Below are 24,277 nucleotides of genomic sequence, written 5' to 3'. Positions count from 1 at the left end.
ATTAATTTCTTCTAGGTGGTTTTCCTCCTTGTGGTTTAGGAGCATTTTTTAATTCGGTTAGTGATATGTTACCATCGCTGTTTGAATCAATTTTAGAAAAATCGTTTGCTAATGGACCTTTAACTTCTGCTTTAGAGAGCATTCCGTCATTATTAGTATCCATTTCTTTAATAAGTGTCGCTGCATCTTTCTGTCCTTGGCCTTGTTTTCCTTCTTGAGAAGTACTTTCTGAACCAGATCCACAAGAAGCTGCAAAAATTACTAGAGCTGCTAATGCTAGGGTTGTTTTCAAATTTTTCATTGTTTTATTGTTTATACTTATTTAGACTACACATAATTTAAATTCCTTCTTTTCGTAAGTTTTTTTATTCTGAAATTTTAAGAATCGAAACAATTTGAAGCAGAATTTCACATCGTTCATTCATTTGATTTGTATATTGTTCTAGACTTTTTAAACGAACACGTATTCCAATACATTGAGTTCTCCAAAACCAGCATACATCTATATAGCCTTTGATTTGTTTCCATCTCAAAAAGGAGCTGCTACACATATTAATCACTGCCTAAAAGCATTACAAAATACCTTTGATGTGGGTGTTTTAATTTGTTTAGGAAATGATGATATGCCAGCTGTTCAATTTGATAAGGAACGCAATATTTTTGTGTATCGGTTTAAGGAAAAAGTAGTTAACTTTCTAGAACGGACAACAAAGTTTAAAGCCTTTGTAGCTAAAATTATAGCGCTTCCGGTTTGTGAACAGATTCAATTAGTTCACTTTAGAGATATCTGGGGCGGAATCCCTGTATTAGCAAGTAGTAAAAGTTTTAAAACAGTTTTTGAAGTTAACAGTTTTGCTAGTATTGAACTTCCCTCCCGCTATCCAAAAATACCCCAAAACACACTACATAAAATAGCCAAATTAGAACAACAATGCATCACAGAAAGTTCAGCTATTATAACGCCTTCGCTCATTACAAAAAACTATATCGTTTCCCGCTTTAATATTTCCGAAGCTATAATTACACACATCCATAATGGTGTTGAAATTCATCCTGCTACCAAAAATAAAAATGTAGAAAAGTATATACTGTATTTTGGAGCATTACAGAAATGGCAAGGGATAAAGACATTATTTAAGGCCTATAAAGAGTTGGTTGATTTAGATTTGAAATTGATAATTTGTACTTCAATTCCAGAAAAAAGAGTCCTTACCTATCAAAAATTGGCTACGCAAATTGGCATTGAAAAATATGTTGAATGGCAGTACGAATTGTCTAAGGATAAATTAGCACAAGTTATTATTAATGCACAATGTACTATTGCGCCATTAAGTGCTTGCGATCGTAATTTAGTACAAGGTTGTAATCCTTTAAAAATTATTGAATCTATGGCTTATAGCGTTCCTGTGATAGCATCTAATTTACCTGTGTGCAGCGATATAATTACTGATAATGTTAACGGTTTTTTAGTACCGCCGGATAGACCTGAAATTTTAGGTAGAACTATTAGAACGCTAATAAGTGATTCGGAAAAAATGAGAGTGTTAGGAAATAGCGCTAAAAAAACTATTGAAGATTCCTATCTTTGGGAGTACCAAGAATCTAAAATGAAAACAATCTATTTACAATTGCTAAACTAATGGACAAATTTGTAGAAATGGACGGTAAACTGTTTAGAAAAACAGGAAAGATTCAAGGAAAACGTCCAGCACGTTATTGGCTTGTTTTCATAAAGAAATATTTATTAACGGGACAAAGTAGAATATACAGTCCTGTACTTTTAATCTTTCTTATACCTATTACATTAGCAGTACTCACTATCATTTCATTATTTAAATCAAATACATTTGAATATTTTGAAAATTTGATGCCAGCTACTATGATTAGTGCTTTTGTGTGTTTTTTTATATATGCAATATTAAGTACTACTTTTAAGAAAAACTTCATCCACTCTCCTAGCTTCCATCACTTAGCTCGTTTTATCGTGCATATAAAAGGAGATATTAATAAGCAACTAATTTCAATGCGAATTGACAATTCAATAATTGAAGCTGAAGCAAACTATATTAACCCTACAACCTTAGGAATCAATCCATCTAGAGGAACTGTTTATAAACCTTATCAAATAGAACGGTATGCTTTAAAATTCCAATTTAAGGATGGTACAAAAGGTCTAGCATCATTGCATCAAATTACAGTAAGAGTACGGTCTACAAAACGCAGAAGTAGTGGTAAAACAAAAACTAAAGTCAAGTTTAAACATAAATTGTTTTACCAACTTATTTTAACCTTACCAAAATCACATTATAAAGTGATAAACGCTTCGGTACTTGCAACTAAGCAAGACCCTTATGGAATAGTGATCTCTGAAGATTCAGAAAATTTCTTTGTTAAAATAAAAATGAAGCAAAAAAGAAGTGAGATGTTTAAAAAGATCTCTCATACCGTTGAAGATGATGTTTCATATTATACTAAAATGCTTAAATACGCTATTGAGAATAGAGTGTTTGAACCTTTAGAAAGCACAACTAAATCAATCGATAATGAAATCCGTTTTTAGAACTAATTCAATGAAACCAATGAACTGCGAACAAAAATCTGGTATTTTCTTGAATAGATCTTGTGTAAACGAGGCTGTTAAGACATGTTCTAATTGTAAGAAAAATGTTTGTAAAACGCATAGTCACTTGTTAGATGCTACAAAACTATGTGAAGACTGTTATTGGGAATTTTTCCTCTACAGTGAAGAACACCGCAATACGGAGACATATATTGACAACCGAAACAATCACGATAGAGCTACTACATTGTCAGGAAGTAATACTTCTGGAACTACCGATAGAGAAGGATTTGAAGGAGGTTTTGGTGGAGGACAATTTGGAGGTGCAGGAGCTTCTGGCGCTTGGACCGAAGGCGATAAACAAGGTTTTAATCAAGAAGGTGAAGCCACAACAGGAGCCGGACTCTTTGATGATGGTAATGACGCTACTTTTTTCTATAGCTAATGAGAAAAACAATTTGTTGGTTTACAGAAAATTATCCTCCCAATAACGGTGGAATGTCACAAAGTGCAGATCGTATTGTGCAAGAGCTTAGGAAAACGTGTACTGTGCACGTATTTCATTTCACTAATAAAATCGCACCTTTTTTTACAGAAGCTAACGTAGGCGGTAGTTATACAGCAATTCCAGTATACCTAGACAGTTCGCATACCTTAAATGTTCTATGGTCGCATATAAAACAGCATCCGCTTATTATAAATGATGCTATTTTAGTTTCCTATGGTAGTCAATTATGTCAACGTGGTTTGCCATTAATTGCCAAGTGGTTAAAACTACCCTTAGTAACTTGCTTTCGTGGTAATGATTTTGATTCAGGAATTTTTTCGTCTAAAAAACAGCATATTTTATACGCCATTGAACACTCGGCAGCCGTTGCTTGTGTTACTAAAGAGAAACAAGAACGCATACTTTCTTTAAACCTAAATTCTAACATACACTTTACACCTAATAGTATTGATTTAGCACAGTGGATTCCATTAACTAGTGATATAAAATTAGCTAAAAGTTATCGAAAAGCTGCTATTTCTAAAAAATATAGACTTGGATTTATAGGCTATCAAAAGCCCAAAAAAGGTATTTCCTTCTTTTTAGAAGCCTTGCAATTATCAAATATGTGTGATAGCATATTTTTACAATTTGTAGGTGAAATATCTTCTGATTTAGCCGAAACTTTAACACTTCAAAACATTCCATATTCATTAGTACTCCCTAATTCTAAAACCGAATTAATGGCATATTATTTAAGTTGTGATGTTATTATAATTCCTTCAATTTACGACGGAATGCCAAATGTACTTTTTGAAGCAGGAGCTTTAAAAATACCAATAATAGCTTCTAAGGCTGGTGGTTTAAAAGATGTGTTAACAAATGATAACGCTTATATTTTTGAAACAATATCACAAGCATCATTATTGAAAACATTGGACAAATTTAATGAAGATTCACTAGTTACTAAGCAACAAAAAGCTGAAGAACTTTACACAACAATACAAACGAACTACACCCCTACTTTAGAAAGTAAAAACTATTTAAATATCTTTAAAAATATAAATAAATAATTATGAAAACTACCTCATTTAAAAATAGTTACGATAGGCTACTTAAATTTTTAGTTATAGTGTTTATTGCGACATCATTTGTTGCTTGTAAGCAAAATACAAGTGCAACATCTAACGCTACAGGAGAAGATTACACTTCTGAAATGACCAAAAGTGACAAGAAAAAATACAAAGATACTAGTGGCAATGTAGTCTATGAAGTTAAATATAAATCTGACGGATTCAAACTTCGAACAGCAAATTCAGATTTGCTTTGGAAAGTAAAATTGTATCCAGAAAAAATTAAAATTAGTGATAACGAGGAAAACGAGCATCCATACGAAATAAAATTAATTGGAATATTAGCATCAAAATTAGTTAAAGATGATAAAGAATTAGCTCGTTTAAAAATGGAAAGTGGAAATGCCATAATTACTTATAAAAATGGTGATGAAGAAACATCTTTTAAAGCGTACTACTCATCTACATTATTAATTAATGAAATTGATGAAATAGCAGCAGATCAAAAAGACATTATAATACGTGAATTGAAAGCTAAAGGATATTGATTTGTTTTTATGTACAAGGAGGCGGATTGGGGCATCTAGCAAGGGTTGAGAAGGTTATTCGACACTTAAATATTGATGAAGATAATGTGGTTATCATTACACCATCGTCATTTTCCAAACACTTTCCGCAGTTTGAGTTTGTTCAATTAAGATGGAATGATTCCGTTGAGATTTGGCAAAAGCAAATTTCAGATACTTTCCATAACTATCTAATAACAGCCTGTTATGTGGATGTGTTTCCTTTTGGAATAAAAGCAGAGCTTCCTAGTATTTATGAAGCTTTTGAGAATATTTCGTTTCATTATATAGCACGCATTTTAAAATGGGAATTTTATAAAAGCGAGTGTATTAGTGCTATCAACTTTCACTTTAAATCTACTTTAGTTTTAGAGCGGTTATATGAAACTCACAAAATCTGGATACAGCGTATTTCCGAAGAAATAATTTACATCGATATTGCTCCGCAAACAATGCCAAAGCAAATAAGACTTCACGAAAAACCGTATTCACTTGTTATACATTCTGGGGGGATTAAAGCTGTTGAGAAATTATGTGATTTGGCTATTGGAAATACAGCAGAAAAGCCAAATGAACTTATTGCCGTAATTACTCAAGTTCCTTTTAAGCATGTAAATCCAAGAATAATTACTCACACGGGACTATTTGGGATACTTCCCTACCTCCACTTTGCGGAACACATTTACACTGCTGCAGGATTTAATACCGTCAATGAGTTAAAAAATTATCGCGCAAAACATACAATATTTCCTTTTGATAAACTTTATGATGATCAATTTTTGAGAGTTAAACAAGTTTTATAATATAGCATTAAGACGTTAATATTTTGCCAAATGCCTACTAAGAAACCTTAATTTATATTCCACGTATAAAAGAAGCACTACTTTTGCGGCTTGGAAAAAGCTACTAGAAAATCTCAAATAGAATTTGTTGCCCTAATGGCAGCATTAATGTCAGTTACGGCATTAGCAATTGATGCATTATTACCCGCATTAGATGTGATAGGTATTGCAATTGGAACTCAAACTCCAGCAGATAATCAATTACTTGTGACAATGATTTTTGTAGGATTAGGAATTGGACCGTTAGTTTTTGGGCCATTATCTGATGCTACAGGAAGAAAACCTTCTGTTTATTTGGGTTTTATCATTTTCATTATAGCAAGTTTTGTTTGTGTTTCAGCTGAAACTTTAGAGATGATGATACTTGGGCGAATACTTCAAGGAATAGGCCTCTCCGCCCCTCGTACTGTGTGTATTGCTATAATTAGAGATTTGTATGATGGCGATTATATGGCACGTATAATGTCGTTTGTAACAGTTGTTTTCTTATTAATTCCAATTGTTGCTCCTGCGATGGGAAAATTTGTTTTGGATCATTACAATTGGAAAGGCATTTTCTATGTGCAAATGCTTATTAGTATTGGAGTTGCAATCTGGTTTTTAATCCGTCAAAAAGAAACACTTACAGTTGAAAATAAAATACCATTTACCTTAAATCGTGTAATAAACGGTTTTAGAGAAACAACAAAACACTTACAGACAATGGGATACACACTTATCTCTGGTTTTGTTGTGGGATCTTTTTTAGTCTATTTAAGTTCTTCTCAGCAAATTTTTGAAGTGCAGTATAATATGAAAGAGAGTTTCCCATTCATCTTTGCAGGGCTTGCAGTTTCAATAGGTACTGCCATATTTTTAAACGGGACTTTTGTAATTCGTTTTGGAATGAAGAAGATGGTTACTTGGTCACTTATTGGATTCTTTACGGTTTCCATTTTATACGTATTGTTATTTCACAATACACCACACCCTTCTATTTACGTTTTAATTGGATTTTTTGCGATGCAGTTTTTCTGTATTGGATTTCTCTTCGGAAATTTGAGAGCATTAGCAATGGTGCCTGTTGGACACATTGCAGGAATTGCCGCAGCTGTTACAGGATTTATCTCCACTTTAATGGCGGTTCCTATCAGTACATTTATTGGTAGATATGTTGAAAACAGTACATTGCCTTTATTTATAGGGTTCTCTGTTTGTAGCGGTCTGTCTTTGGTTATTCTATATTTAATAAATCGTAAAAACGCCTAAGTTATTTTAGACGTTTTTGATTGATTGTAAGTAGTAGTTTAATTTGATAATGCTTCAAGTTTTTTCATTACCTCTTCGGCTTCAGCAGCCTTTGCATCACTTTTAGATCTATTAGTCGTAGAGAGTTTAAACGATTCCTCTGTTAGTTTTCTATATTGTTCTTCTAACATTTCTCTTTCTGATTTCTTCTTAAATAATCCAAACATAAGTTTCTAATTTTATTTCAAGATACAATTTTAGTACCTACTGTTAATTACACTTTATAATACGTTAATTTAAACGTTTCTCATTTTTAGTTTAACACTATAGTTATCCACTATATTATGGGCTTTCACGGAGTTTCTATAGTATCTTTGGAATATGAATTTATTCTTGATAATCCTTATTGTTTTTAATGCTTTAGCCTTTTTGTTTTATGGGTTCAATTGTATTTTTTCATTAAAAATGCAAGATGAATTTACCCGTTTTGGATTAACCAATGTACAACGTAAACTTACAGGTGTTTTACAAGTTATTGGTGGTTCAGGGTTGCTTGTTGGATTTCTAGTTCCAGTTCTGGGTTTGATTTCTTCCTTAGGACTGACCTTATTAATGATTTTAGGGTTTGCTGTTAGACTAAAAATAAAGGACAGCTTTGTGCAAGCTGCCCCATCATTTATATTTATTCTATTAAATGGATATATTTCATATAAAATAGCGCAATCCTTGAATATTATAACGTAAAAGCGCTACAGTAAATAAATCAATACGCATAACACTAAAAATAGAAATGCAGGAAATGATTTATACAATGGATCACTAATTTTCAAATGCATTATTATAGAACCTAATAAGAGTACTGCAAGTCCAGCCGCCGCTGGATTCTCTAAATACGGTAATCCAATGGATGCTAGTAAAATTAATGCTAGTGTCACTTTTAAAAAGCCTATTACATAGCAAGACCACTTTGGTAAGCCATACGCTTCAAATTCTTCAAGAATAGTTGTTGCGTTTCCTCCACGCCATTTAGTTGCTTTATCTTTTTGAATAAGCCACACATTTAATAGACTAAGTGCCACTGCTACTTTGCATACAATAATAAAATATTCCATTGGTTGAATTATATTAGGTTATTAATTACTCACTATTTAAGTCTCATAACTGATTTGATATTCACGAACTCTTTGATCCCAAAACCACCGTGTTCTCTTCCATGACCTGAATCCTTAACACCTCCAAAAGGCATATTTGGTTGTGCCAGTCCAAAACTATTAATGAAAACCATACCCGTGTCAAAATGATTTTGAGCTAATTTAAAGGCTTTATCTTCATCCTTACTGAAAATACCACCACCAAGACCAAAACGACTGTCATTAGCTATTCGCATTGCGTCCTCATTATCTTTCGCTTTAATTAGGGATGCTACTGGTCCAAATAACTCATCATCATAAGCAGGTTGTCCTTTTGTGATATTAGCTAAAACAGTTGATGGATAATAAAATCCTTTTCCACTTGGCATTTTTCCACCAGTTAAAATTTCAGCACCTTGTTTTACACTTTCTTCAACTTGATTATGTAGTTTTTCTCTTAAGTCGGCTCTAGCAATTGGTCCCATTGCAGTTTCTTTTTTCATTGGGTCTCCAGTCTTAACAGCTTCCATTTTTTTAACAAATGCATTTTTGAATTCCTCGTAAATACTTTCAACGACTACAAATCGTTTAGCCGCAACACACGTTTCTCCATTGTTATAGGTTCTACCTGTTACACAAGTTTCGACTGCTAAATCAATATCTGCATCATCTAAAACCAAATATGCATCGTTACTACCTAATTCTAAAACAGTTTTCTTTAAAGCTTTGGCTGCTACCTGTGCAACTACCCTTCCTGCACCATCACTTCCCGTTAAGGTTACTCCACGAACATAATTGTTTTCAATCACGGCATTTGATTGTTTGTGATCAATAATTAAAACAGTAAATAGATCCTTTGGAAGTCCTGCTTCTTCAAATACCTCTTTTAAGAATAACCCTGAACCTGTGCAATTTTCAGCGTGTTTTAACAACACACCATTACCTGCCATTAAATTTACAATAGCATATCTAATTGCTTGGTAACAAGGGAAATTCCAAGGTTGAATACCATAAATAAGCCCTGTAGGTGAATACGTTACCACACCTTTTCCTCCGTTTGGCAATTCGCGTTCATCATCTGCTAAATCTTTCATTCCCTGTGTAGCTGTATGCTCACATAAACTAGCGCAAAGTTTAACTTCTTGGAATCCGTGTTTAATCACTTTTCCCATTTCCTGAGTCATCAACGTTGCAAACTCTTCTCTACGGTTCATTAATACTTGACCAATTGCTTTTATTACCTTAGAGCGATTCTCTAACGATGTATGGCGCCAGTTTTCAAAAGCTTGGTGACATTTTTCTACTGCGTTTTCAACTTCAGCATCAGTCATATATGTATATTCCTGTACAACCTCTTCTGTGGCTGGGTTTATTGTTCTAAATCCGCCTTTAATTTCTCTTTCTTTCATAATTTCTTTTTTCGTTATAAGACTAATTTTGTGTATTAATTTCTTCTGAAATATTCATTAAAAATTAATATGGCACTTTGTTTTATGGCAATTACAGCATCTATTTTTTTTTAGAATTTCGGCTATGCCAACATTTACTATTTCTAACTAGGAATTAAGTTTCTTGTTTTTGCAGGATAATCTATATAACCTTCTTTTCCTTGTGTATAAAATGTATCTTGGTTCCAATCAGTTAGCTCCACATTTTCAGCAAAACGCCCAACTAAATCTGGATTTGAGATAAAAGGCTTTCCAAAAGCTACACAATCTGCATACCCTTCATCAATAATTTTATTCCCTTTCTCTTGATCAAAAGCACTGTTAATCATCAATACACCATTGTATTTAGGTCGGTATCTTTTTGCAATTTCAGTTTCAGCATGTGGAACATTAGTAACATCTGTGAAAGGTTCTGATAGATGTATATATGCTAGATTATATTCTGCATCTAGTTTTTCAATGATATAATCGAAAGTAGGAAGTGTTTTTTCAGTAATTTCCATACCAAAAATACCGTGTAATGATGGGTTGAAACGTGCGCCAATTTTATTCTCAGGCATTACTTCTTTTATCGCATCAAGTACTTCAAAGAAAAAACGCGCTCTGTTCTCAATGCTTCCACCATATTCATCATCTCGTTTATTACTAAAATCACTAAAGAATTGATGAAACAAGTATCCATTTGAAGAGTGAATTTCAACACCATCAAAACCTGCTTCCATTGCATTTTTAGCTGCTCTAACAAATTCTAATTTTGTGATTTCAATATCCTCTTTAGTCATAGATTTAGGAGTCAAAGTATCTTTCTGTCCTACAGGAGTAAACACTTTAGCATTAGGATTTATGGCAGATGGTGCCCAAGGTAAATCTCCTCCGTGAAAATCTGGATGTGAAATTCTACCTACATGCCACAATTGAATGAATATTTTTCCTCCTGCTTGGTGTACTTTATTTGTGACTTTTTTCCAACCTTCTACTTGCGCGTCATTATGGATTCCTGCAGTATGAATATATCCAACAGCTCTTTTAGAAACCTGACTACCTTCTGTAATTATTAAACCGGCAGTAGCCCGTTGTGTGTAATATTCTGCGTGTAAATAATCTGTTGGTGCATTTTTATCATTTACCGCACGACTTCTTGTCATTGGAGCCATAATTACTCTATTAGACAAAGTGATGTCTCCTAATTTTAAAGGTTGGAGTAACGGTTGATTTGAATTTTCCATTTTCTATATATTTCTGATTAAATTGTTGTTTTCTTATATTAATATGCAATTAATTTAAGGGTTGCTTTTTCCTTTGTACTCCTTCTGTTTCGCTGAAATTACCGTTAAATGCAAACTCACGCTGTAATTTTCGTTCACTTTTAGGGGATTCTATTTTCTGAAGATTTTCAGGCAAGTCACTTTTTTCTCCTCCATAATATCCTAAAGCCAGAGCTGTTGCAACGTGATAGTCTTCAGTAAAATTAAATTCGGTTAAAGCATCTTTAAATTTTAGTCCAGCCATTTGGTGTACAGCGATGCCCAAGTGTTGTGCTTGAACTGTAAGCATTGCTGAGAACGCACCTAAATCGTGTAATGCATGAAAGTTTTCTTCTCCATTCGGATTTGTCTTTTTGAAAGCACCTAACATTAAAACTGGAGCATTTTTAGCCCAACTTTGATTGAATTCAACTAATACATTAAGAATTCTTTCATAAGTATCACTTCCTTTAATTCCCCAGATAATTCTCCAAGGTTGGAAGTTATTACAACTTGGCGCCCAACGTCCAGCTTCTAATAATGATCTAATTTCAGTTTCCGAAACAGGGATATTACTAAACGTTCTTGGACTCCATCGTTCTTTAAGTAAAGGATGTATGTCAAATTTGGTGTCTTTATGTATATTAGTAATTGTCATAATCAGTATTTTTTATGAAGGTACATTTAATCTCTTTTTGTTTAATCTTTTTTAAAACACATTTAACAAAAAGAATGATACATTAACATTTCTATATGCTTTTCCGTATAAACTACCATTTACTTTTACTTAAAAACTAACATATGCTTGTCTGGGGAATTTTCATTGCTATAATATTATTACTCTTGGTTTTAGACCTATTTGTATTAAACCGAAAAGCTCACGTAATTAAAACTAAGGAAGCAACCATATGGACCATCATTTGGATTTCATTAGCGTTAGCTTTTTCAGGAGTTATCTATTGGTTGTTTGCTGGCGCACATATTGAAAACCCTACTGGACTAACTGCAAGCGATGCCGTCATTAAATATATAACAGGTTATCTCATTGAATTATCACTAAGTATTGATAATGTTTTTGTTATTGCTGTAATCTTTTCCTCATTTGCAATACCAGATAAATACCAACATAGGGTATTATTTTGGGGGATTTTAGGAGCAATAGTTTTTAGAGCTTTGATGATACTCTTTGGAGTAGCATTAATTACGAAATTTGATTGGATTATTTACGTATTTGGAGTGTTCCTGCTAATTACCGCTTATAAAATGGCGACTTCATCTGAAAGTAAATTTGATCCTAAAACATCTAAAGTTTATAAAGTTATTCGTAATTTATTTCCTGTTACTCAAAAAATTGAAGGTGAAAAATTCTTCATTAAACGAATGGGAGTAACTGCTGCAACACCGCTTTTCATAGCCTTAATCATAATTGAACTAACTGATATTTTATTTGCCTTAGATAGTATTCCAGCGATTTTAGCAATAACAGCAGATCCTTTCATAGTTTTTAGTTCAAACATATTAGCCATATTAGGACTTAGGTCAATGTATTTTTTGATTTCTAGAATGTTAGCAAAATTTAGATATATCAATTACAGCCTTGTGGTTATTTTGGCTTTTGTAGGTGTTAAAATGCTCTTATCTAAACATATTCATTTTCCTGAGTGGATTTCATTAACAGTAATTGCCGTAGCACTAATAGCAGGGATTTTAGCTTCTGTTTTAATTAAGGCTGAAGAGGAACTAATTGATTCTCAGTGAAAGTTAAAATGAATATCATAATAATCTATTAAAATTTTTTATTACAAAAAATTGTCTCGTATCTTTAAGTTATAATTTAAAACGAAAAGACTATGAACATAAATTTCGAATACAAAGACGTAGCAGCAAGCAAAAGATTAGAGGCAATGGCTTCTGAGAAGCTTAATAAGCTTGAAGATAAATACGATTTTATGGTAGGTAGTGATGTCTACTTTAAAACTGAAAAAACAAGTTCTCCAGAAAAAGGAATGATTTGCGAAATTAGAGTGAATGTTCCTGGTACTACCATTTTTGCCTCATCAAATACAGGTGCTTTTGAAAGTGCAATTGCTAAAACTGTAGGAGATGTTAAAACGCAACTACAAAAACGAAAGGATAAAATGCAAGCGCATTAATATTATAAGTAAAAGTAAAAAGCCTTGACTATGAATTAGTCAAGGCTTTTTTTATGTTGAAATTTTAATAATTTAAAATCTGTAATAACCACATTTTAAATAGGCTCCTTCAGGAAATGATATAGGATGATCACTATCGTGAAATGTTTTCTTAATAAGGTTATAAGTACGTTTAGAAGCGTCTAACATTTCAGTATTTAAATTGAAGAATGCTTTACTAGTCACCCTTGAGCTACAAGAAGCCAAAACAAGTAAACCTCCTTTATTTGTTAGTTTTACTCCTAATTGCGCTAATTGCTTGTACTTTTTTAAAGCAAGCACAATCTCTTTTTCACTTTTGGCAAAACTTGGTGGATCAATTATTACTACATCAAATCGTTGTTTGTTTATAATAAGAAGCTCCATTTCTTTAAAAGCATCGCCAGCAATTATCTTATGTGTTCCTTTATAACTATTTAATTTACCGTTTGCTAAAGCAAGTTGTAATGCCTGCTCACTAATATCTAAGCTAGTAACGGAGGTAGCTCCCCTTGCTAATGCGTGAACTGAAAATCCTCCAGCATAGCTAAAAACGTCTAAAACGGTCTTTCCTTTACTTAGTTCTCCTACTAACTTTCGGTTGTTCCTGTGGTCTAAAAAGTATCCTGTTTTATGTCCTTTAATAACATTAGCAGAAAAATTAACCCCATGTTCTTTAAAAACGATAGTTTCATTCTTCAATTTTCCGAAGAGCACCATTCCATCTTTCAAATTATGGGCTTTACTTTGCTGTAATTTTCGACTCAATCTAAGCACGAGCGTTTCGGCTTTAGAAACCTCCAGAAGTTGCGTGCAAATTGTTTCTAAATAAGGCAGCCAAATTTCACTATATAATTTAACAACAAGCACTTCAGCATATATATCAGCGATAAAACCTGGAAAACCATCATTCTCTCCAAAAAGAAGTCTATAGCTATTGGTATGAGTCTGTAAAAGTGTTCTTCTTAAAGCAAAAGCGCTATTTATTTTTTCTTGAAAAAACTCCTCATCAAGTTTTGCTCCACCTCCGTGATGCACCATTTTAATAGCGATAGGCGAATCTGGATCATACAATCCTACACCCATTGGTTTATTTTTTGAATGACTAAATATTACAGCAATATCTCCTGCCGTACCAGTTTTATTGACACTTTCAATGCTATCACTAAATATCCAAGGATGTTCTGAACGAACACTACGTTCTCCTTTAGCCGAAAGCTTTACAGCAAGAACTGACGGTTTTCGGTTAGGAAAAGGGTTATTAAACATTATAGTTGTTTGTTTAGGTTTTTCTGGTATTTACTTTGAATAAGGTCAACAATAACAAGTACTGCGATTACAAAGTAAAATGTGGTCTTACTCATAGGAGTAATATGATTTCCAAAAAGTTGAAGTTCAGCAATATGTCCACCTTCTGAAAGTAGCATAATTCCTACAATTAAAAGAATAAATAAACCCAAAACCTCATACATACGGTTCTTTTTAAGGAATTCTGTTACTTTTCCACTTAACCATATCATAAGTAATCCACCTATAACAATTGCCACGGCCATTACCCAAAATACATCTGTTAACGCAATAGCTCCTAAAATAGAATCGAACGAGAATACAAGATTCATAATTACGATTGAAACAATAATCATATTAACACTTTTAGGTTTTTGTTCCTCAGTGTCATGAATATCTAATTGCATCATATGCATAATTTCCTTTACAGCTGTATACATTATGAATGCTCCTCCAAAAAGGACAATCAAACTATGTATATTAAACTCACCTTCCACTATTCCTTCCCAATGAAAACCAAATAAAGGATCTTGAAAAAGTGCTATTAATTGAAGCAATACAAATAGTAAAACTAAACGTAATACAATAGCTAAACCAATACCCAATTTACGCACACGTGCTTGCTCCTCAATAGGAGCTCGCTTAGATTCTAGAGAAATATATAACAAGTTATCTAAACCTAAAACTGCTTGTAGCATTGTTAAAAGTCCGAGGGTAATAAAGTTTTCAAGGGTAAAAAGTCCTTCCATGTTGGGTCGTTTAATTGGTTAGTTTAGTTTGTATTATTGAAATAGCGTCGTTTACAGTTCTAAGCTTTTCCATGTCTGCATTTGCAAATTCAATTTCAAAAGCGTCTTCAACATCTAAAACAACATCTACTAAATGTGCCGAATTAATATTTAACTCTGCTGTTAAGTCACTGTCTAACTGAATAGTATCTTTAGACACGTCTTCAGGTAAATAGGTTGAAATAATTGGGATTAGTTGTTTAAATATAGCTTCTGAAGTCATAAAATATATTGAAATTTTGTCTTGCTAATATTTTCTAAAGATAATACACGCATTCACATCTCCAAAACCAAAACTAGCCTTTATTGCTGTTTTTATAGTTGCTGAAATTTTCTCAGTTGGTACGCTATCACTTGAAATTAATGAAGCTATCGAAGGATGAAGATTCTCACAATTCTTATTCCCGAAGATAAAATTGTGCTTCATTTGTAATACTGTTGCAACACTTTCAATACTTCCACTTGCTGCTAAACAATGACCCGTAAGGCTTTTAAGCGAATTTATATATGGAAAATTTTCCCCTTTTCTTTTTAGTGCAATAGTCCAGTTTTTAATTTCTTCAGGATCTTTAACTGTAGCAGTTAAATGACCATTGATGTAATCAATTTCCGAAGCATCAATAGTACTGTTTTCAAGAGCTTTACTAATACATTTTCTAACTGCTGTTGCATTGGGTGCAGTCATACTACCACCTTGTCGATGTCCTCCACTATTTACAGAACCACCTAAAATTTCTGCATAAATTTTCGCTCCTCGTGCATGAGCACTTTCTAAAGATTCTAAAAGCATCGCACCTGCTCCACTTCCAGGTACAAAACCCGAAGCATCACTATCCATAGGCCGTGAACCAGACTCTGGATTATGATTAAACTTATAACTAATCACTTTCATAGCATCAAAACCACCCCAAATATATGGGCCATCTTCACCAGTACTTCCACACAACATTTGTGTTGCTTGGCCATTAGCTATACGCTCATAACCCATTAAAATAGCCTCCGTTCCTGTTGCACAGGCAGACGAGTTTGTAGTTACACTATTTCCTGCACCTATCATCCCAGTCAAATATGCACTTACACCACTTGTCATAGTTTGAGCTACTGCGGTGCTACCTAATCTACGAACTTTCCCTTCATCCAACTTATAAATTGATTCTCTGAATTTTTCCACACCACTTGTAGCCACACCAAATACAATTCCTAAATCCCAATTAGGTTCATCCTCTTGATTTGCAATACTTAAACCAGAATCATTTAAAGCATCCATTCCAGCAATTATTCCATAAAGAATTCCGCTTGCATTGAAGTTTCTAAGTTGTAAATCAGTGAAATACTCCCTCTTTTTTTCTTCTGAAATTTTAGGGATTCCACCTATTTGGCAAGAGAAATTTAAATCTTTTAATAACTGATGATGTGTAATTCCTGAGGTTCCATTTTTTAATGCTTCGGTAAAGGTCTCAAGACCCACACCGTTAGGTGCACAAACTCCCATTCCTGTAATTACAACTCTATTTTTCATCTAGTCTAGGTATTAAAATACTATACAATCATTCCACTTATTTCTCCAAGAGCAACGGTTTCATTAGCTTCATTTAACATACGCACCTTACATTTAAGTTTACCAAATCTAAAATATACTTTCTCAGAAACCACTTGCACCTTCTCTCCTGGCATTACTGCTTTTAAAAAATCTATATGTTGATTTGATAAAGCTATTTTAGTTTGATCTGTAGCGTTTCCTAATAAAAAAATACCCAAGCAAACAACGCCTATTTGAGCCATACACTCTGTTAATAATACTCCTGGAGTAATTGGGTTGTCTTTAAAATGTCCTTTATAAAACTCGGCATTTTTATTAAATGTATAAAAACCTTCAACCCCATTTTCGTCCACACGTGTTAAGCCATCAACAAATAAAAACGGCTTGGTATATGGGAGTTTAGAACGAATTTCTTCAAGTGTGATTTGCATATTTGTATATTATCGTAAACTTTCGCCTCCATCAACTTTTAGTACGTTTCCATTTATCCAGTTTGCTTCATCTTTACAAAGCAAATACACTGAGTTGGCAACGTCTTCTGGTGTGGTCATTCTATTAAAAGGGTTTCTTTTTAGTGACATTTCAGCAATGTGCTCATTACCTGGAATCATTTTAAATGATAAAGTTTGAGTTGCTCCAGCTTGAATACAATTTGTTTTTATACCCAATGGGGCTAATTCAATGGCCATTTGACGCATTAATGCTTCTAAGGTAACCTTTGCGGCAGAAACAGCTCCGTAACCTTGCCAAACGGTATTATTACCTTCACTAGTGAAAGCAATATTTCTTACATCGCTAGCAAACATATTGTTATCGATAATTGCTCGTGTCCATTGCCACCAGCTTGTCCCCATTGCGTGAATGGTAATATCAAGATCTTCTTTAGTCAATGTTTGGTTTGCTTCATTTAACAGTGGTTTTAATGTCCCTTTCGCTATGCTATGGACTAATACTGAAATTTTAATGTCATTTAATTCGGTTAAAATTTCATTAATTACTTCTGTTTTCAAAGCGTCTTTATTAAACGCAGTAACTGAAACATTATGAGATTTCATTAATTCAAATTCTTGCGTTAAGGTATCTCTATCACTTCGTCTAGCTCGATAGATTAGAATTAAGTTATATCCGTGTTTAGCTAATTTATGAGCCGTAGCAAGCCCTAAACCGCTACTTCCCCCTAAAATTAAAGCATATTTATTAGTCTTATTAACCATAGTTAGATTTTTAAAATTTCAGCAATACTCGCTGTGCTGAAAAACCAGGCCCAAAACTCAACATCAAACCAAGTTCTCCAGGAGCTACCCCTCTGTCCATAAATCGTTCAAGAACATACAGCACTGTTGCACTACTCATATTTCCATAGAGTCTGAGTACTTCTTTTGTGTCATCTATATTTTTGCCTAAACTTCCAAAAAGTTCTTCCACCGTTTGTACTATTTTTTTTCCGCCTGGATGAAAAATTAAATGATCAACTTCAGCGATAGTTTTTCCTGCTTTTTCTAGAAAAGGATGTACAATATTTGGAAAATGATTGCTAATTGTTTGTGGAACTTCTTTATCTAGAATCATTTGAAGCCCTGTATTTACAAGCTTAAATCCCATTAATGATGTAGCATTATAGAAGTGATACATTTCTTCGGCTAGTATTTCGGCACCTGAATCTTCTTTGTTTGAAGATAGTAATACACAGGCAGCACCATCACCAAAAATGGCAGCACTAACTACATTAGTCATCGAATAATCCTCTAATTGAAATGTTGCTGTGGGAGCTTCAATTGCCACTACAGCAGCTCTTTTTCCAGGATTTGCTTTTAAGAAATTTTGAGCATAAATTATCCCCGAAACTCCAGCGGCACAACCCATTTCTGTCACCGGAAGCCTCACAACATCTTGCCTTAGTTGTAAGTCATTTATTAAATATGCATCTACGCTAGGTATCATGATGCCTGTGCAACTTACTGTTATTAAAAAATCAATATCTGTTGCCTTCCATGAAGCTTTTGTTAGCGCTTTCAGCATCGCTCTTTTTCCTAGTTTTTGAACTTCTCTAGAATATATATCGTTTCTAGCTTCAAAACTTGGGTTTGTAAACACCTCGATTGGATCCATAATACTATAGCGTTTATCTACACCTGCGCCTTCAAAAAGTTTTATAACCTTTCTTTGGTATCTTGAATCCTGACTAGACATCCATTCTTTTACAAACGGAATGATATCTTCAGTATTTCTAGAATATGGTGGTAATTGCGTAGCAACCGTTGTTATCTTTACAGCCATTAGGGTTATTTTTTAAAGAGAATCCATTGAAATCTGAAAGCCCATTTCCATTGAATAGTTTGATTATTAAATGCTATTTTTTCTGAAATTTTAAACAATTCATTCTTTTTAAACCCACGAGCTACAGACACCAAACCATCGTGTTTTGCAATGCGTGTTTTTATAAAGATAGTACTAAATAGTTTGAATAAAGTAAAGGCTATTTTACTTCTTTCTAAGTCATTAACAACAACTCCTATTTTTGCTTGTTTCATAAAATTATTTAAAACTTGAGATATTTGTTCGTTTTTAAAATGATGTAAAAACAAGGTGCATAAAAATACATCTGCAGAAATTTCTTTAATTTTAGGCGAAAGTACATTCATTATTTTATATGAAATTTCAGGGAAACTTGTCGATCGTTCTTCTGCAGTTTTTAATATATGTTCATTAGCATCAATACCAATAAATAAGCAGTCCCATCCTTTTTTACGAGTGAATTTTGCACATTGTCTTAACAACTCGCCATCACCACATCCTACATCAACAATTGTTATTTGTCCACTTTGCTTATGAGTCAATATTTTTTTTAATCCATTAATAGTGATAGCATTCCCACCCAATAATTTATTAACACGCTTTAAATCATTAAGCAATAGTTCTAACTCCTTGCCTTGAAGAGCAAAGTCGTCCATAATCTCTTCTTGTGTTGAGCGATATGTATCTGAAATTTTTATCATATCATTGGGCTGCCATGCGTTTTTTTTATAATTGAAGGTACTATTTGAGGAAATACACTCGCTATTTTTAGTCCTATTTTAGATGATGTTTCATTAAGTAAAATACGCTGTATAACACTCCCCGCTTTTAATCTTTTTTGAAATGCATTATTCCATTTTAAAGCATAGTTATCCTCTAGCCACTGTCTACTATCACTAGATTCGTTCCTAGATTTTAAATATAATTCACTAAAAATTTTGGCGCTATGTATTGCCATAGCCATTCCATTTCCACAAAGTGGATGGATTAAACCTGCACTATCTCCTAGCATAAATATATGGTTAGATATCGGTTCTTTATTCTCAAATGAAATCTGACTAATAGTTAAGGGTTTTTCAAACACAGGAACTGCAGTTTCAAAGAAATGCTTAAGATGTTTGTTTTTTGATAGATGTTCTTTCTGAAATGCTTTTATACTTTTATATTTTTTAAAAGCTGAAACTTTAGAGAGGTAACAAGCGTTGACCTGTCCTGTTTCCGTTTTAGAGAGTCCGCAATAGCCTCCTTTAAAATTATGTAGTTGAACTTGGTTGTTTGGCATTTCATAAGTATAATGCCCTTTTACTGCCATCCAAGGAGTTTTTTTTTGAATGAATGTTCTATTAAGTGATTTATCTAAATTGCTTCGTTTTCCAAAAGACCCTACAACATAATCTGCTGTATACAGAGAATTAGCACTTGTTAGCACAGAAAATATAGATTTTTTAGAAATATCATTTACTTCGTATGTAATACTAGTGACAGTATCGAAGATGAATTCCGAATTTTTTCTAGCTTCATCATACAGAATAGCATCTAATGAAAATCTACTTATCCCAAAACCACCAAGATCTAACTGTACATCTATTTCAATATTAAACGTATCAGTTATTTTGAATTTAGATATTTCAGCAGCATTATGATAAAGTGGATTAACGCCTAATTGTTTGAGATATGGCAATACCTCGTTAGAAACGTATTCACCACAAACCTTATGATGTGGATATTTTTGTTTTTCAATAACCAACACCTTTACGTTTTGTTTTGAAAGATGGATTGCGGTACTTAAACCTGCAAGTCCTCCTCCAATAATTAATACATCAAAATGCGTTAGTTTTATCATTGCTCTAATTTCGGGATTGTATGGCACATAAAAAACCCATTCACAAAACTTTATGAATGGGTTTAATAATATATTACAAATAAAACTATTTAGTTTCCATTTGCTTCTTTTTCAGCGTCACTTTTCATTTTTTCATTTGGAACTATTACTATGTTCACTCTACGATTTTCAGCTCTACCTTCGGCAGTATTGTTATCTCCTACTGGTGTTTGTTCACCGTACCAATTTGTTGTAAATCGAGAAGCATTCATCCCTTTGGTTCCTGTAAAATAGTTTGTTACAGCATAAGCTCTATTTTTAGATAAAGTCATATTATTTTCGTCACTACCTACACTATCAGTATGTCCTACAACAAGTACATTAGTATCAACATACTCTTTTAAAACACCAGATAACTTGTCTAAAGTAGCTTTTGATGCTGCGTTAATGTTATATTTAGCAGTGTCAAAGTAGACACCACTATTTTCATCAAACGTTACCACAATACCATCGTCCACACGTTCTACTTTTGCACCAGGAATTTCAGTTTCAATTTGTTGTGCTTGTTTATCCATTTTATTTCCAATAAGGACACCAGCACCACCACCTACTACTCCCCCTATAACGGCTCCAATTTCACCATTACCACCTTTACCTATGTTGTTTCCTAGAATTGCTCCTAAAACAGCACCACCGGTAGCACCAATAACAGCACCTTTCTGTTTGTTATTTGCGTTCTTGGTTGCTTCGCAACTAGTTAATCCAATTACTAACAATAAACTCAATGCAGTAATAGTAAATTTCTTAATTATATTTTTCATTATTCTTGAATTTTAGTAAAGTCCATATTGATTTTAAAAGGTTTACCGTCTAAATCTACGGTTTGTTCCCAACGCATATTTGTATCGCTTAATTGCGTTAGATTTACTCTAAAACCTGTAGTTTCAGTTTTGTTAGAACTTCCTTGTTTTACTGTAGGTTTAAGTAAAAAATCGTACAAACCGGAATCAGCATCTACTTCTTGAATTGTAAATATAAAATTTCGATCTCCTGTTTGACAATTTGCTCCATTTATGGTGTATATACCAGAATTATTATTCGGTATAAAACGCCAGGTTGATCCTTCAAAACACTCTTTAGATGTGTCATTAAATAATGAAACATTATAAGTTCCAGTTTGATTGTACGTAATTGCTTCTAAAGTCCAATTACCCTTCACAACTTTTTTAGACTGAATAACTGTTTTTGGCACACCACAAGAAATAATGGTGAATGCCAAAACAGCAATTGCTATGATTTTTTTCATCTTAAAATATAGGTTTGATTAAAGACTAGTTTATTTTCTAAGTAATTTAGATAGTAATGAAAATACTAATAGAACAATGAAAATGTAAAATATAATTCTTGCAATGTCTGTTGCTCCATCTGCTATTCCTCCAAATCCAAATACTGCCGCTACTAAAGCGATTACTAAAAAGATAATTATCCAACGTATCATAATAAAAGTTTTTGATTGTTAATATTGACGCTAATGTACTGTGAAGAAAGAGCGAAACAATAATGTTTGTCTTAAATTTAACTGAACTTGTTAAATAAATCAACGAAGATTAAAAAAGCCTTAAACAACTGTATAATAAGTGTTTAAGGCTTTGTTTAAATTGTATTTTAACAGTTTTTATGTTAAAATATAGCAGTAATGTAATTGATTAATATTCAAAAATTAAAAAAAATCTAATAAGCTAAAAGTGCCAATAATTGATCTTCAAATCTATTTTTAGGTAGATACTGCGCTTCAAGATTTGCCGCAAAAGGAATTGGTGTTTCTAAACTAGCTACTCTTTTTACAGGAGCATCTAGATATTCAAAACAATTTTCAGTTACTAATGCTGAAATATCACTAGCCATACTACCAAACATTGAATCTTCTTGTAGGATAATAATCTTACTTGTTTTTTTAACCGAAGCAAAAATTGTTTCAGTATCTAAAGGCGAAAGCGTTCTAAGGTCAATAAGGTCTGCTGAAATATTAGGATTCTTCTCTAATGTTTCCATAGCCCAATGAATACCTAAACCATAACTAATGATAGTTACATCATTTCCTTCTTGCAATGTTGCTGCTTTACCAATAGGTAATGTGTAATAATCTGTTGGTACTTGCTGGCGTATACTTCTATATAATGCTTTATGTTCAAAGAATAATACCGGGTTAGGGTCCTCAATAGCTGTAGCTAATAAACCTTTAGCATCGTATGGAAAAGCTGGGTAAACTACTTTTAATCCAGGAGTGTGAGTAAACCAAGCTTCATTTGTTTGGCTATGAAACGGTCCTGCTCCTACACCTGCACCGCAAGGCATACGTATTACTACATCAGCCTTTTGATTCCATCTATAATGAGATTTGGCCAAATAATTAACTATTGGATTAAATCCGGAAGTAACAAAATCTGCAAATTGCATTTCCATTATGGCTTTATAGCCACAAATAGAAAGTCCCATCGCAGCAGACACAATAGCCGACTCACAAATGGGAGTATTACGAACACGTTCTTTACCAAAAGCTTCTAAAAAGCCGTCAGTTATTTTAAACACACCTCCATACTCGGCAATATCTTGCCCCATAATAACCGTGTTATGATGACGTTCCATTGATTGCTTTAATCCTTCGGAAATAGCATCGATTAAACGAAGTTCTTCTGTTTTATTGTTTGATGTAACTTCTTGATATATAAAACTTTGATACACATCATTTAACTCAGTACTTAAGTCTGCTTCAATAACTTCTTCAGCAAAAGCTAGGTCTAATCCGTTATTGATTTCAGTTTTAATTTCAGCTTTATATTTCTTCTTTATAGTTTCGGTTAAAACATCTTCCTGTAATAAGAAATTTTCAAAATTTATTAATGGATCTTTTGCTTGCCATTCATCTAATAAGTTTTGAGGAACGTATTTTGTTCCACTTGCTTCCTCGTGCCCACGCATTCTAAAAGTTTTAAACTCTAGTAAAACAGGCCTTGGGTTTTTACGCATATCAATAACAAGATCATTTAATCTTGTATAAACTTCAAGAATATTATTTCCTTCAATAATGTGAGATTCCATACCGTAACCTTTACCACGATCTGCAAGGTTTTCACAATTATATTGCTCGCTTGAAGGAGTAGATAGTCCATATCCATTATTTTCAATACAGAATAAAACAGGTAATTGCCATACACTAGCTACGTTTAAAGCTTCATGAATATCTCCTTCACTTGTTCCTCCTTCACCAGTAAATACTGCGCAAACTTGATTGTTTCCTTTTAATTTGTTTGCTAGTCCTATTCCATCTGCAACACCAAATTGTGGCCCAAGATGCGATATCATCCCTACAATATTATATTCTTGTGTTCCAAAGTGAAAACTACGATCACGACCTTTTGTAAAGCCGTTCGCTTTTCCTTGCCATTGGGAGAATAATCTATGTAGCGGAATCTCTCTTGTTGTAAATACACCAAGATTACGGTGCATAGGTAAAATATACTCTTCATTATCAAGTACAGATGTTAAACCAACTGAGATTGCTTCCTGACCAATACCACTAAACCATTTAGATATTTTTCCCTGTCGTAATAAAATTAGCATTTTTTCCTCAATCATTCGAGGCTTAAGCATTGATTTATATAACTTTAGTAATAATTCATTAGATAGCGAAGCGCGATTATAGTCGAATGAAATTTGTGCAGCTGTTTTAGTACTCATAATTATTTTTAATGTAAATCAAAAGTAGAAAAAATAGCACACTAGGACTATAATTAAGA

At 33.2% G+C, this 24,277-nt stretch carries 29 protein-coding genes; 10 read left to right on the top strand and 19 right to left on the bottom strand.

Annotation, left to right across the window (positions count from 1 at the left end; genetic code table 11):
- Position 1: 1 nt before the first annotated feature.
- Positions 2-301 carry an EF-hand domain-containing protein gene (locus GBH57_RS07900; RefSeq protein ID WP_151673812.1) on the bottom strand — a complete coding sequence of 100 codons (300 nt, stop codon included), beginning with the start codon at positions 299-301 and terminating at the stop codon, positions 2-4.
- Between the two features lie 175 nt (positions 302-476).
- On the opposite strand from GBH57_RS07900, the gene GBH57_RS07895 reads away from it, so the two are divergent.
- The 7 genes from GBH57_RS07895 (at position 477) to GBH57_RS07865 (ending at position 6,776) form a co-directional block, all read left to right on the top strand.
- Positions 477-1,640 carry a glycosyltransferase family 4 protein gene (locus tag GBH57_RS07895; protein WP_151673810.1) on the top strand — a complete coding sequence of 388 codons (1,164 nt, stop codon included), beginning with the start codon at positions 477-479 and terminating at the stop codon, positions 1,638-1,640.
- Entirely contained in the window at positions 1,640-2,560 is a 921-nt protein-coding gene (locus GBH57_RS07890; protein ID WP_151673808.1) for a hypothetical protein, read from the top strand. Before GBH57_RS07895 ends, GBH57_RS07890 begins: the two co-directional genes overlap by 1 nt.
- A complete protein-coding gene (locus GBH57_RS07885; protein ID WP_151673807.1) occupies positions 2,544-3,005 on the top strand; it encodes a hypothetical protein in 462 nt (153 codons plus the stop codon). Before GBH57_RS07890 ends, GBH57_RS07885 begins: the two co-directional genes overlap by 17 nt.
- Positions 3,005-4,120, top strand: a complete 1,116-nt coding sequence (locus GBH57_RS07880; RefSeq protein ID WP_151673806.1) for a glycosyltransferase — start codon at positions 3,005-3,007, stop codon at positions 4,118-4,120. Before GBH57_RS07885 ends, GBH57_RS07880 begins: the two co-directional genes overlap by 1 nt.
- Positions 4,121-4,122: 2 nt before the next feature.
- Positions 4,123-4,668 (top strand): hypothetical protein, encoded by a 546-nt coding sequence (locus GBH57_RS07875; protein ID WP_151673805.1) that lies wholly within the window; start codon positions 4,123-4,125, stop codon positions 4,666-4,668.
- Between the two features lie 26 nt (positions 4,669-4,694).
- Complete coding sequence (locus GBH57_RS07870) at positions 4,695-5,489, top strand: hypothetical protein (RefSeq protein ID WP_151673804.1); 795 nt, start codon at positions 4,695-4,697, stop codon at positions 5,487-5,489.
- 90 nt (positions 5,490-5,579) lie between these two features.
- Positions 5,580-6,776, top strand: coding sequence for a multidrug effflux MFS transporter (locus GBH57_RS07865; protein ID WP_151673802.1), 1,197 nt, complete (start codon positions 5,580-5,582; stop codon positions 6,774-6,776).
- Between the two features lie 38 nt (positions 6,777-6,814).
- On the opposite strand, the gene GBH57_RS07860 is transcribed toward GBH57_RS07865, so the two are convergent.
- Positions 6,815-6,982 (bottom strand): Lacal_2735 family protein, encoded by a 168-nt coding sequence (locus GBH57_RS07860; protein ID WP_151673800.1) that lies wholly within the window; start codon positions 6,980-6,982, stop codon positions 6,815-6,817.
- Positions 6,983-7,136: 154 nt separating this feature from the next.
- On the opposite strand from GBH57_RS07860, the gene GBH57_RS07855 reads away from it, so the two are divergent.
- Positions 7,137-7,499, top strand: coding sequence for a DoxX family protein (locus GBH57_RS07855; protein ID WP_151673798.1), 363 nt, complete (start codon positions 7,137-7,139; stop codon positions 7,497-7,499).
- 5 nt (positions 7,500-7,504) lie between these two features.
- On the opposite strand, the gene GBH57_RS07850 is transcribed toward GBH57_RS07855, so the two are convergent.
- From GBH57_RS07850 to GBH57_RS07835, 4 genes are all read right to left on the bottom strand, one after another.
- On the bottom strand, positions 7,505-7,867 hold the full coding sequence (locus tag GBH57_RS07850; RefSeq protein ID WP_174844032.1) for a DoxX family protein: 363 nt from the start codon (positions 7,865-7,867) through the stop codon (positions 7,505-7,507).
- A gap of 32 nt (positions 7,868-7,899) precedes the next feature.
- Positions 7,900-9,294: an NAD-dependent succinate-semialdehyde dehydrogenase gene (locus GBH57_RS07845; RefSeq protein ID WP_151673794.1), complete on the bottom strand. Its 1,395-nt coding sequence runs from the start codon at positions 9,292-9,294 to the stop codon at positions 7,900-7,902.
- A gap of 143 nt (positions 9,295-9,437) precedes the next feature.
- Positions 9,438-10,559: an alkene reductase gene (locus GBH57_RS07840; protein ID WP_151673792.1), complete on the bottom strand. Its 1,122-nt coding sequence runs from the start codon at positions 10,557-10,559 to the stop codon at positions 9,438-9,440.
- 49 nt (positions 10,560-10,608) lie between these two features.
- A complete protein-coding gene (locus tag GBH57_RS07835) occupies positions 10,609-11,235 on the bottom strand; it encodes a nitroreductase family protein (RefSeq protein WP_151673790.1) in 627 nt (208 codons plus the stop codon).
- Positions 11,236-11,378: 143 nt separating this feature from the next.
- On the opposite strand from GBH57_RS07835, the gene GBH57_RS07830 reads away from it, so the two are divergent.
- The gene (locus GBH57_RS07830; RefSeq protein ID WP_151673788.1) at positions 11,379-12,335 is read left to right on the top strand and encodes a TerC family protein; all 957 of its coding nucleotides are present in this window, start codon (positions 11,379-11,381) and stop codon (positions 12,333-12,335) included.
- 92 nt (positions 12,336-12,427) lie between these two features.
- Positions 12,428-12,730 carry an HPF/RaiA family ribosome-associated protein gene (locus GBH57_RS07825; RefSeq protein ID WP_151673786.1) on the top strand — a complete coding sequence of 101 codons (303 nt, stop codon included), beginning with the start codon at positions 12,428-12,430 and terminating at the stop codon, positions 12,728-12,730.
- A gap of 72 nt (positions 12,731-12,802) precedes the next feature.
- Here GBH57_RS07825 and GBH57_RS07820 read toward each other — a convergent pair whose 3' ends face one another.
- The 13 genes from GBH57_RS07820 to GBH57_RS07760 all read right to left on the bottom strand — a co-directional run bounded on the left by GBH57_RS07820 (position 12,803) and on the right by GBH57_RS07760 (position 24,218).
- Positions 12,803-14,017 carry a class I SAM-dependent rRNA methyltransferase gene (locus tag GBH57_RS07820; protein WP_151673784.1) on the bottom strand — a complete coding sequence of 405 codons (1,215 nt, stop codon included), beginning with the start codon at positions 14,015-14,017 and terminating at the stop codon, positions 12,803-12,805.
- Positions 14,017-14,784: a TerC family protein gene (locus GBH57_RS07815; RefSeq protein ID WP_151673782.1), complete on the bottom strand. Its 768-nt coding sequence runs from the start codon at positions 14,782-14,784 to the stop codon at positions 14,017-14,019. Before GBH57_RS07815 ends, GBH57_RS07820 begins: the two co-directional genes overlap by 1 nt.
- A gap of 10 nt (positions 14,785-14,794) precedes the next feature.
- Positions 14,795-15,046, bottom strand: a complete 252-nt coding sequence (locus GBH57_RS07810) for an acyl carrier protein (RefSeq protein ID WP_151673780.1) — start codon at positions 15,044-15,046, stop codon at positions 14,795-14,797.
- A 24-nt stretch (positions 15,047-15,070) separates the two neighbouring features.
- Positions 15,071-16,342, bottom strand: a complete 1,272-nt coding sequence (locus GBH57_RS07805) for a beta-ketoacyl-[acyl-carrier-protein] synthase family protein (protein ID WP_151673778.1) — start codon at positions 16,340-16,342, stop codon at positions 15,071-15,073.
- Positions 16,343-16,362: 20 nt separating this feature from the next.
- Positions 16,363-16,788, bottom strand: a complete 426-nt coding sequence (locus GBH57_RS07800) for a 3-hydroxyacyl-ACP dehydratase FabZ family protein (protein ID WP_151674029.1) — start codon at positions 16,786-16,788, stop codon at positions 16,363-16,365.
- Positions 16,789-16,803: 15 nt separating this feature from the next.
- Complete coding sequence (locus GBH57_RS07795) at positions 16,804-17,577, bottom strand: SDR family oxidoreductase (RefSeq protein ID WP_151673777.1); 774 nt, start codon at positions 17,575-17,577, stop codon at positions 16,804-16,806.
- 10 nt (positions 17,578-17,587) lie between these two features.
- A complete protein-coding gene (locus GBH57_RS07790; protein WP_151673776.1) occupies positions 17,588-18,640 on the bottom strand; it encodes a type III polyketide synthase in 1,053 nt (350 codons plus the stop codon).
- Positions 18,641-18,645: 5 nt separating this feature from the next.
- Entirely contained in the window at positions 18,646-19,359 is a 714-nt protein-coding gene (locus GBH57_RS07785; RefSeq protein ID WP_151673775.1) for a methyltransferase domain-containing protein, read from the bottom strand.
- Entirely contained in the window at positions 19,356-20,501 is a 1,146-nt protein-coding gene (locus GBH57_RS07780) for an NAD(P)/FAD-dependent oxidoreductase (RefSeq protein WP_151673773.1), read from the bottom strand. The genes GBH57_RS07785 and GBH57_RS07780 overlap by 4 nt, the downstream gene beginning before the upstream one ends.
- An 89-nt stretch (positions 20,502-20,590) precedes the next feature.
- Positions 20,591-21,301 carry a YiaD family glycine zipper/OmpA-like lipoprotein gene (locus tag GBH57_RS07775; RefSeq protein ID WP_151673771.1) on the bottom strand — a complete coding sequence of 237 codons (711 nt, stop codon included), beginning with the start codon at positions 21,299-21,301 and terminating at the stop codon, positions 20,591-20,593.
- Positions 21,301-21,786, bottom strand: coding sequence for a lipocalin family protein (locus GBH57_RS07770; protein ID WP_151673769.1), 486 nt, complete (start codon positions 21,784-21,786; stop codon positions 21,301-21,303). The genes GBH57_RS07775 and GBH57_RS07770 overlap by 1 nt, the downstream gene beginning before the upstream one ends.
- A 30-nt stretch (positions 21,787-21,816) precedes the next feature.
- Complete coding sequence (locus GBH57_RS07765) at positions 21,817-21,978, bottom strand: DUF1328 domain-containing protein (protein WP_151673767.1); 162 nt, start codon at positions 21,976-21,978, stop codon at positions 21,817-21,819.
- Positions 21,979-22,211: 233 nt separating this feature from the next.
- The gene (locus GBH57_RS07760) at positions 22,212-24,218 is read right to left on the bottom strand and encodes an alpha-ketoacid dehydrogenase subunit alpha/beta (protein WP_151673765.1); all 2,007 of its coding nucleotides are present in this window, start codon (positions 24,216-24,218) and stop codon (positions 22,212-22,214) included.
- Positions 24,219-24,277 lie beyond the last annotated feature (59 nt).

It is taken from the genome of Patiriisocius marinus (genome assembly GCF_008974325.1).
Classification (GTDB): Bacteria; Bacteroidota; Bacteroidia; order Flavobacteriales; family Flavobacteriaceae; genus Patiriisocius; species Patiriisocius marinus.
This window is presented reverse-complemented; position numbering and strand designations above follow the sequence as displayed.

Bases quoted from the DNA above. Each gene is read 5' to 3' on its own strand.
- GBH57_RS07900 (WP_151673812.1), bottom strand. From the start codon at position 301: ATGAAAAATTTGAAAACAACCCTAGCATTAGCAGCTCTAGTAATTTTT.
- GBH57_RS07890 (WP_151673808.1), top strand. From the start codon at position 1,640: ATGGACAAATTTGTAGAAATGGACGGTAAACTGTTTAGAAAAACAGGA.
- GBH57_RS07885 (WP_151673807.1), top strand. From the start codon at position 2,544: ATGAAATCCGTTTTTAGAACTAATTCAATGAAACCAATGAACTGCGAA.
- GBH57_RS07880 (WP_151673806.1), top strand. From the start codon at position 3,005: ATGAGAAAAACAATTTGTTGGTTTACAGAAAATTATCCTCCCAATAAC.
- GBH57_RS07875 (WP_151673805.1), top strand. From the start codon at position 4,123: ATGAAAACTACCTCATTTAAAAATAGTTACGATAGGCTACTTAAATTT.
- GBH57_RS07860 (WP_151673800.1), bottom strand. From the start codon at position 6,982: ATGTTTGGATTATTTAAGAAGAAATCAGAAAGAGAAATGTTAGAAGAA.
- GBH57_RS07855 (WP_151673798.1), top strand. From the start codon at position 7,137: ATGAATTTATTCTTGATAATCCTTATTGTTTTTAATGCTTTAGCCTTT.
- GBH57_RS07850 (WP_174844032.1), bottom strand. From the start codon at position 7,867: ATGGAATATTTTATTATTGTATGCAAAGTAGCAGTGGCACTTAGTCTA.
- GBH57_RS07845 (WP_151673794.1), bottom strand. From the start codon at position 9,294: ATGAAAGAAAGAGAAATTAAAGGCGGATTTAGAACAATAAACCCAGCC.
- GBH57_RS07840 (WP_151673792.1), bottom strand. From the start codon at position 10,559: ATGGAAAATTCAAATCAACCGTTACTCCAACCTTTAAAATTAGGAGAC.
- GBH57_RS07835 (WP_151673790.1), bottom strand. From the start codon at position 11,235: ATGACAATTACTAATATACATAAAGACACCAAATTTGACATACATCCT.
- GBH57_RS07830 (WP_151673788.1), top strand. From the start codon at position 11,379: ATGCTTGTCTGGGGAATTTTCATTGCTATAATATTATTACTCTTGGTT.
- GBH57_RS07825 (WP_151673786.1), top strand. From the start codon at position 12,428: ATGAACATAAATTTCGAATACAAAGACGTAGCAGCAAGCAAAAGATTA.
- GBH57_RS07820 (WP_151673784.1), bottom strand. From the start codon at position 14,017: ATGTTTAATAACCCTTTTCCTAACCGAAAACCGTCAGTTCTTGCTGTA.
- GBH57_RS07815 (WP_151673782.1), bottom strand. From the start codon at position 14,784: ATGGAAGGACTTTTTACCCTTGAAAACTTTATTACCCTCGGACTTTTA.
- GBH57_RS07810 (WP_151673780.1), bottom strand. From the start codon at position 15,046: ATGACTTCAGAAGCTATATTTAAACAACTAATCCCAATTATTTCAACC.
- GBH57_RS07805 (WP_151673778.1), bottom strand. From the start codon at position 16,342: ATGAAAAATAGAGTTGTAATTACAGGAATGGGAGTTTGTGCACCTAAC.
- GBH57_RS07795 (WP_151673777.1), bottom strand. From the start codon at position 17,577: ATGGTTAATAAGACTAATAAATATGCTTTAATTTTAGGGGGAAGTAGC.
- GBH57_RS07790 (WP_151673776.1), bottom strand. From the start codon at position 18,640: ATGGCTGTAAAGATAACAACGGTTGCTACGCAATTACCACCATATTCT.
- GBH57_RS07785 (WP_151673775.1), bottom strand. From the start codon at position 19,359: ATGATAAAAATTTCAGATACATATCGCTCAACACAAGAAGAGATTATG.
- GBH57_RS07780 (WP_151673773.1), bottom strand. From the start codon at position 20,501: ATGATAAAACTAACGCATTTTGATGTATTAATTATTGGAGGAGGACTT.
- GBH57_RS07775 (WP_151673771.1), bottom strand. From the start codon at position 21,301: ATGAAAAATATAATTAAGAAATTTACTATTACTGCATTGAGTTTATTG.
- GBH57_RS07770 (WP_151673769.1), bottom strand. From the start codon at position 21,786: ATGAAAAAAATCATAGCAATTGCTGTTTTGGCATTCACCATTATTTCT.
- GBH57_RS07765 (WP_151673767.1), bottom strand. From the start codon at position 21,978: ATGATACGTTGGATAATTATCTTTTTAGTAATCGCTTTAGTAGCGGCA.
- GBH57_RS07760 (WP_151673765.1), bottom strand. From the start codon at position 24,218: ATGAGTACTAAAACAGCTGCACAAATTTCATTCGACTATAATCGCGCT.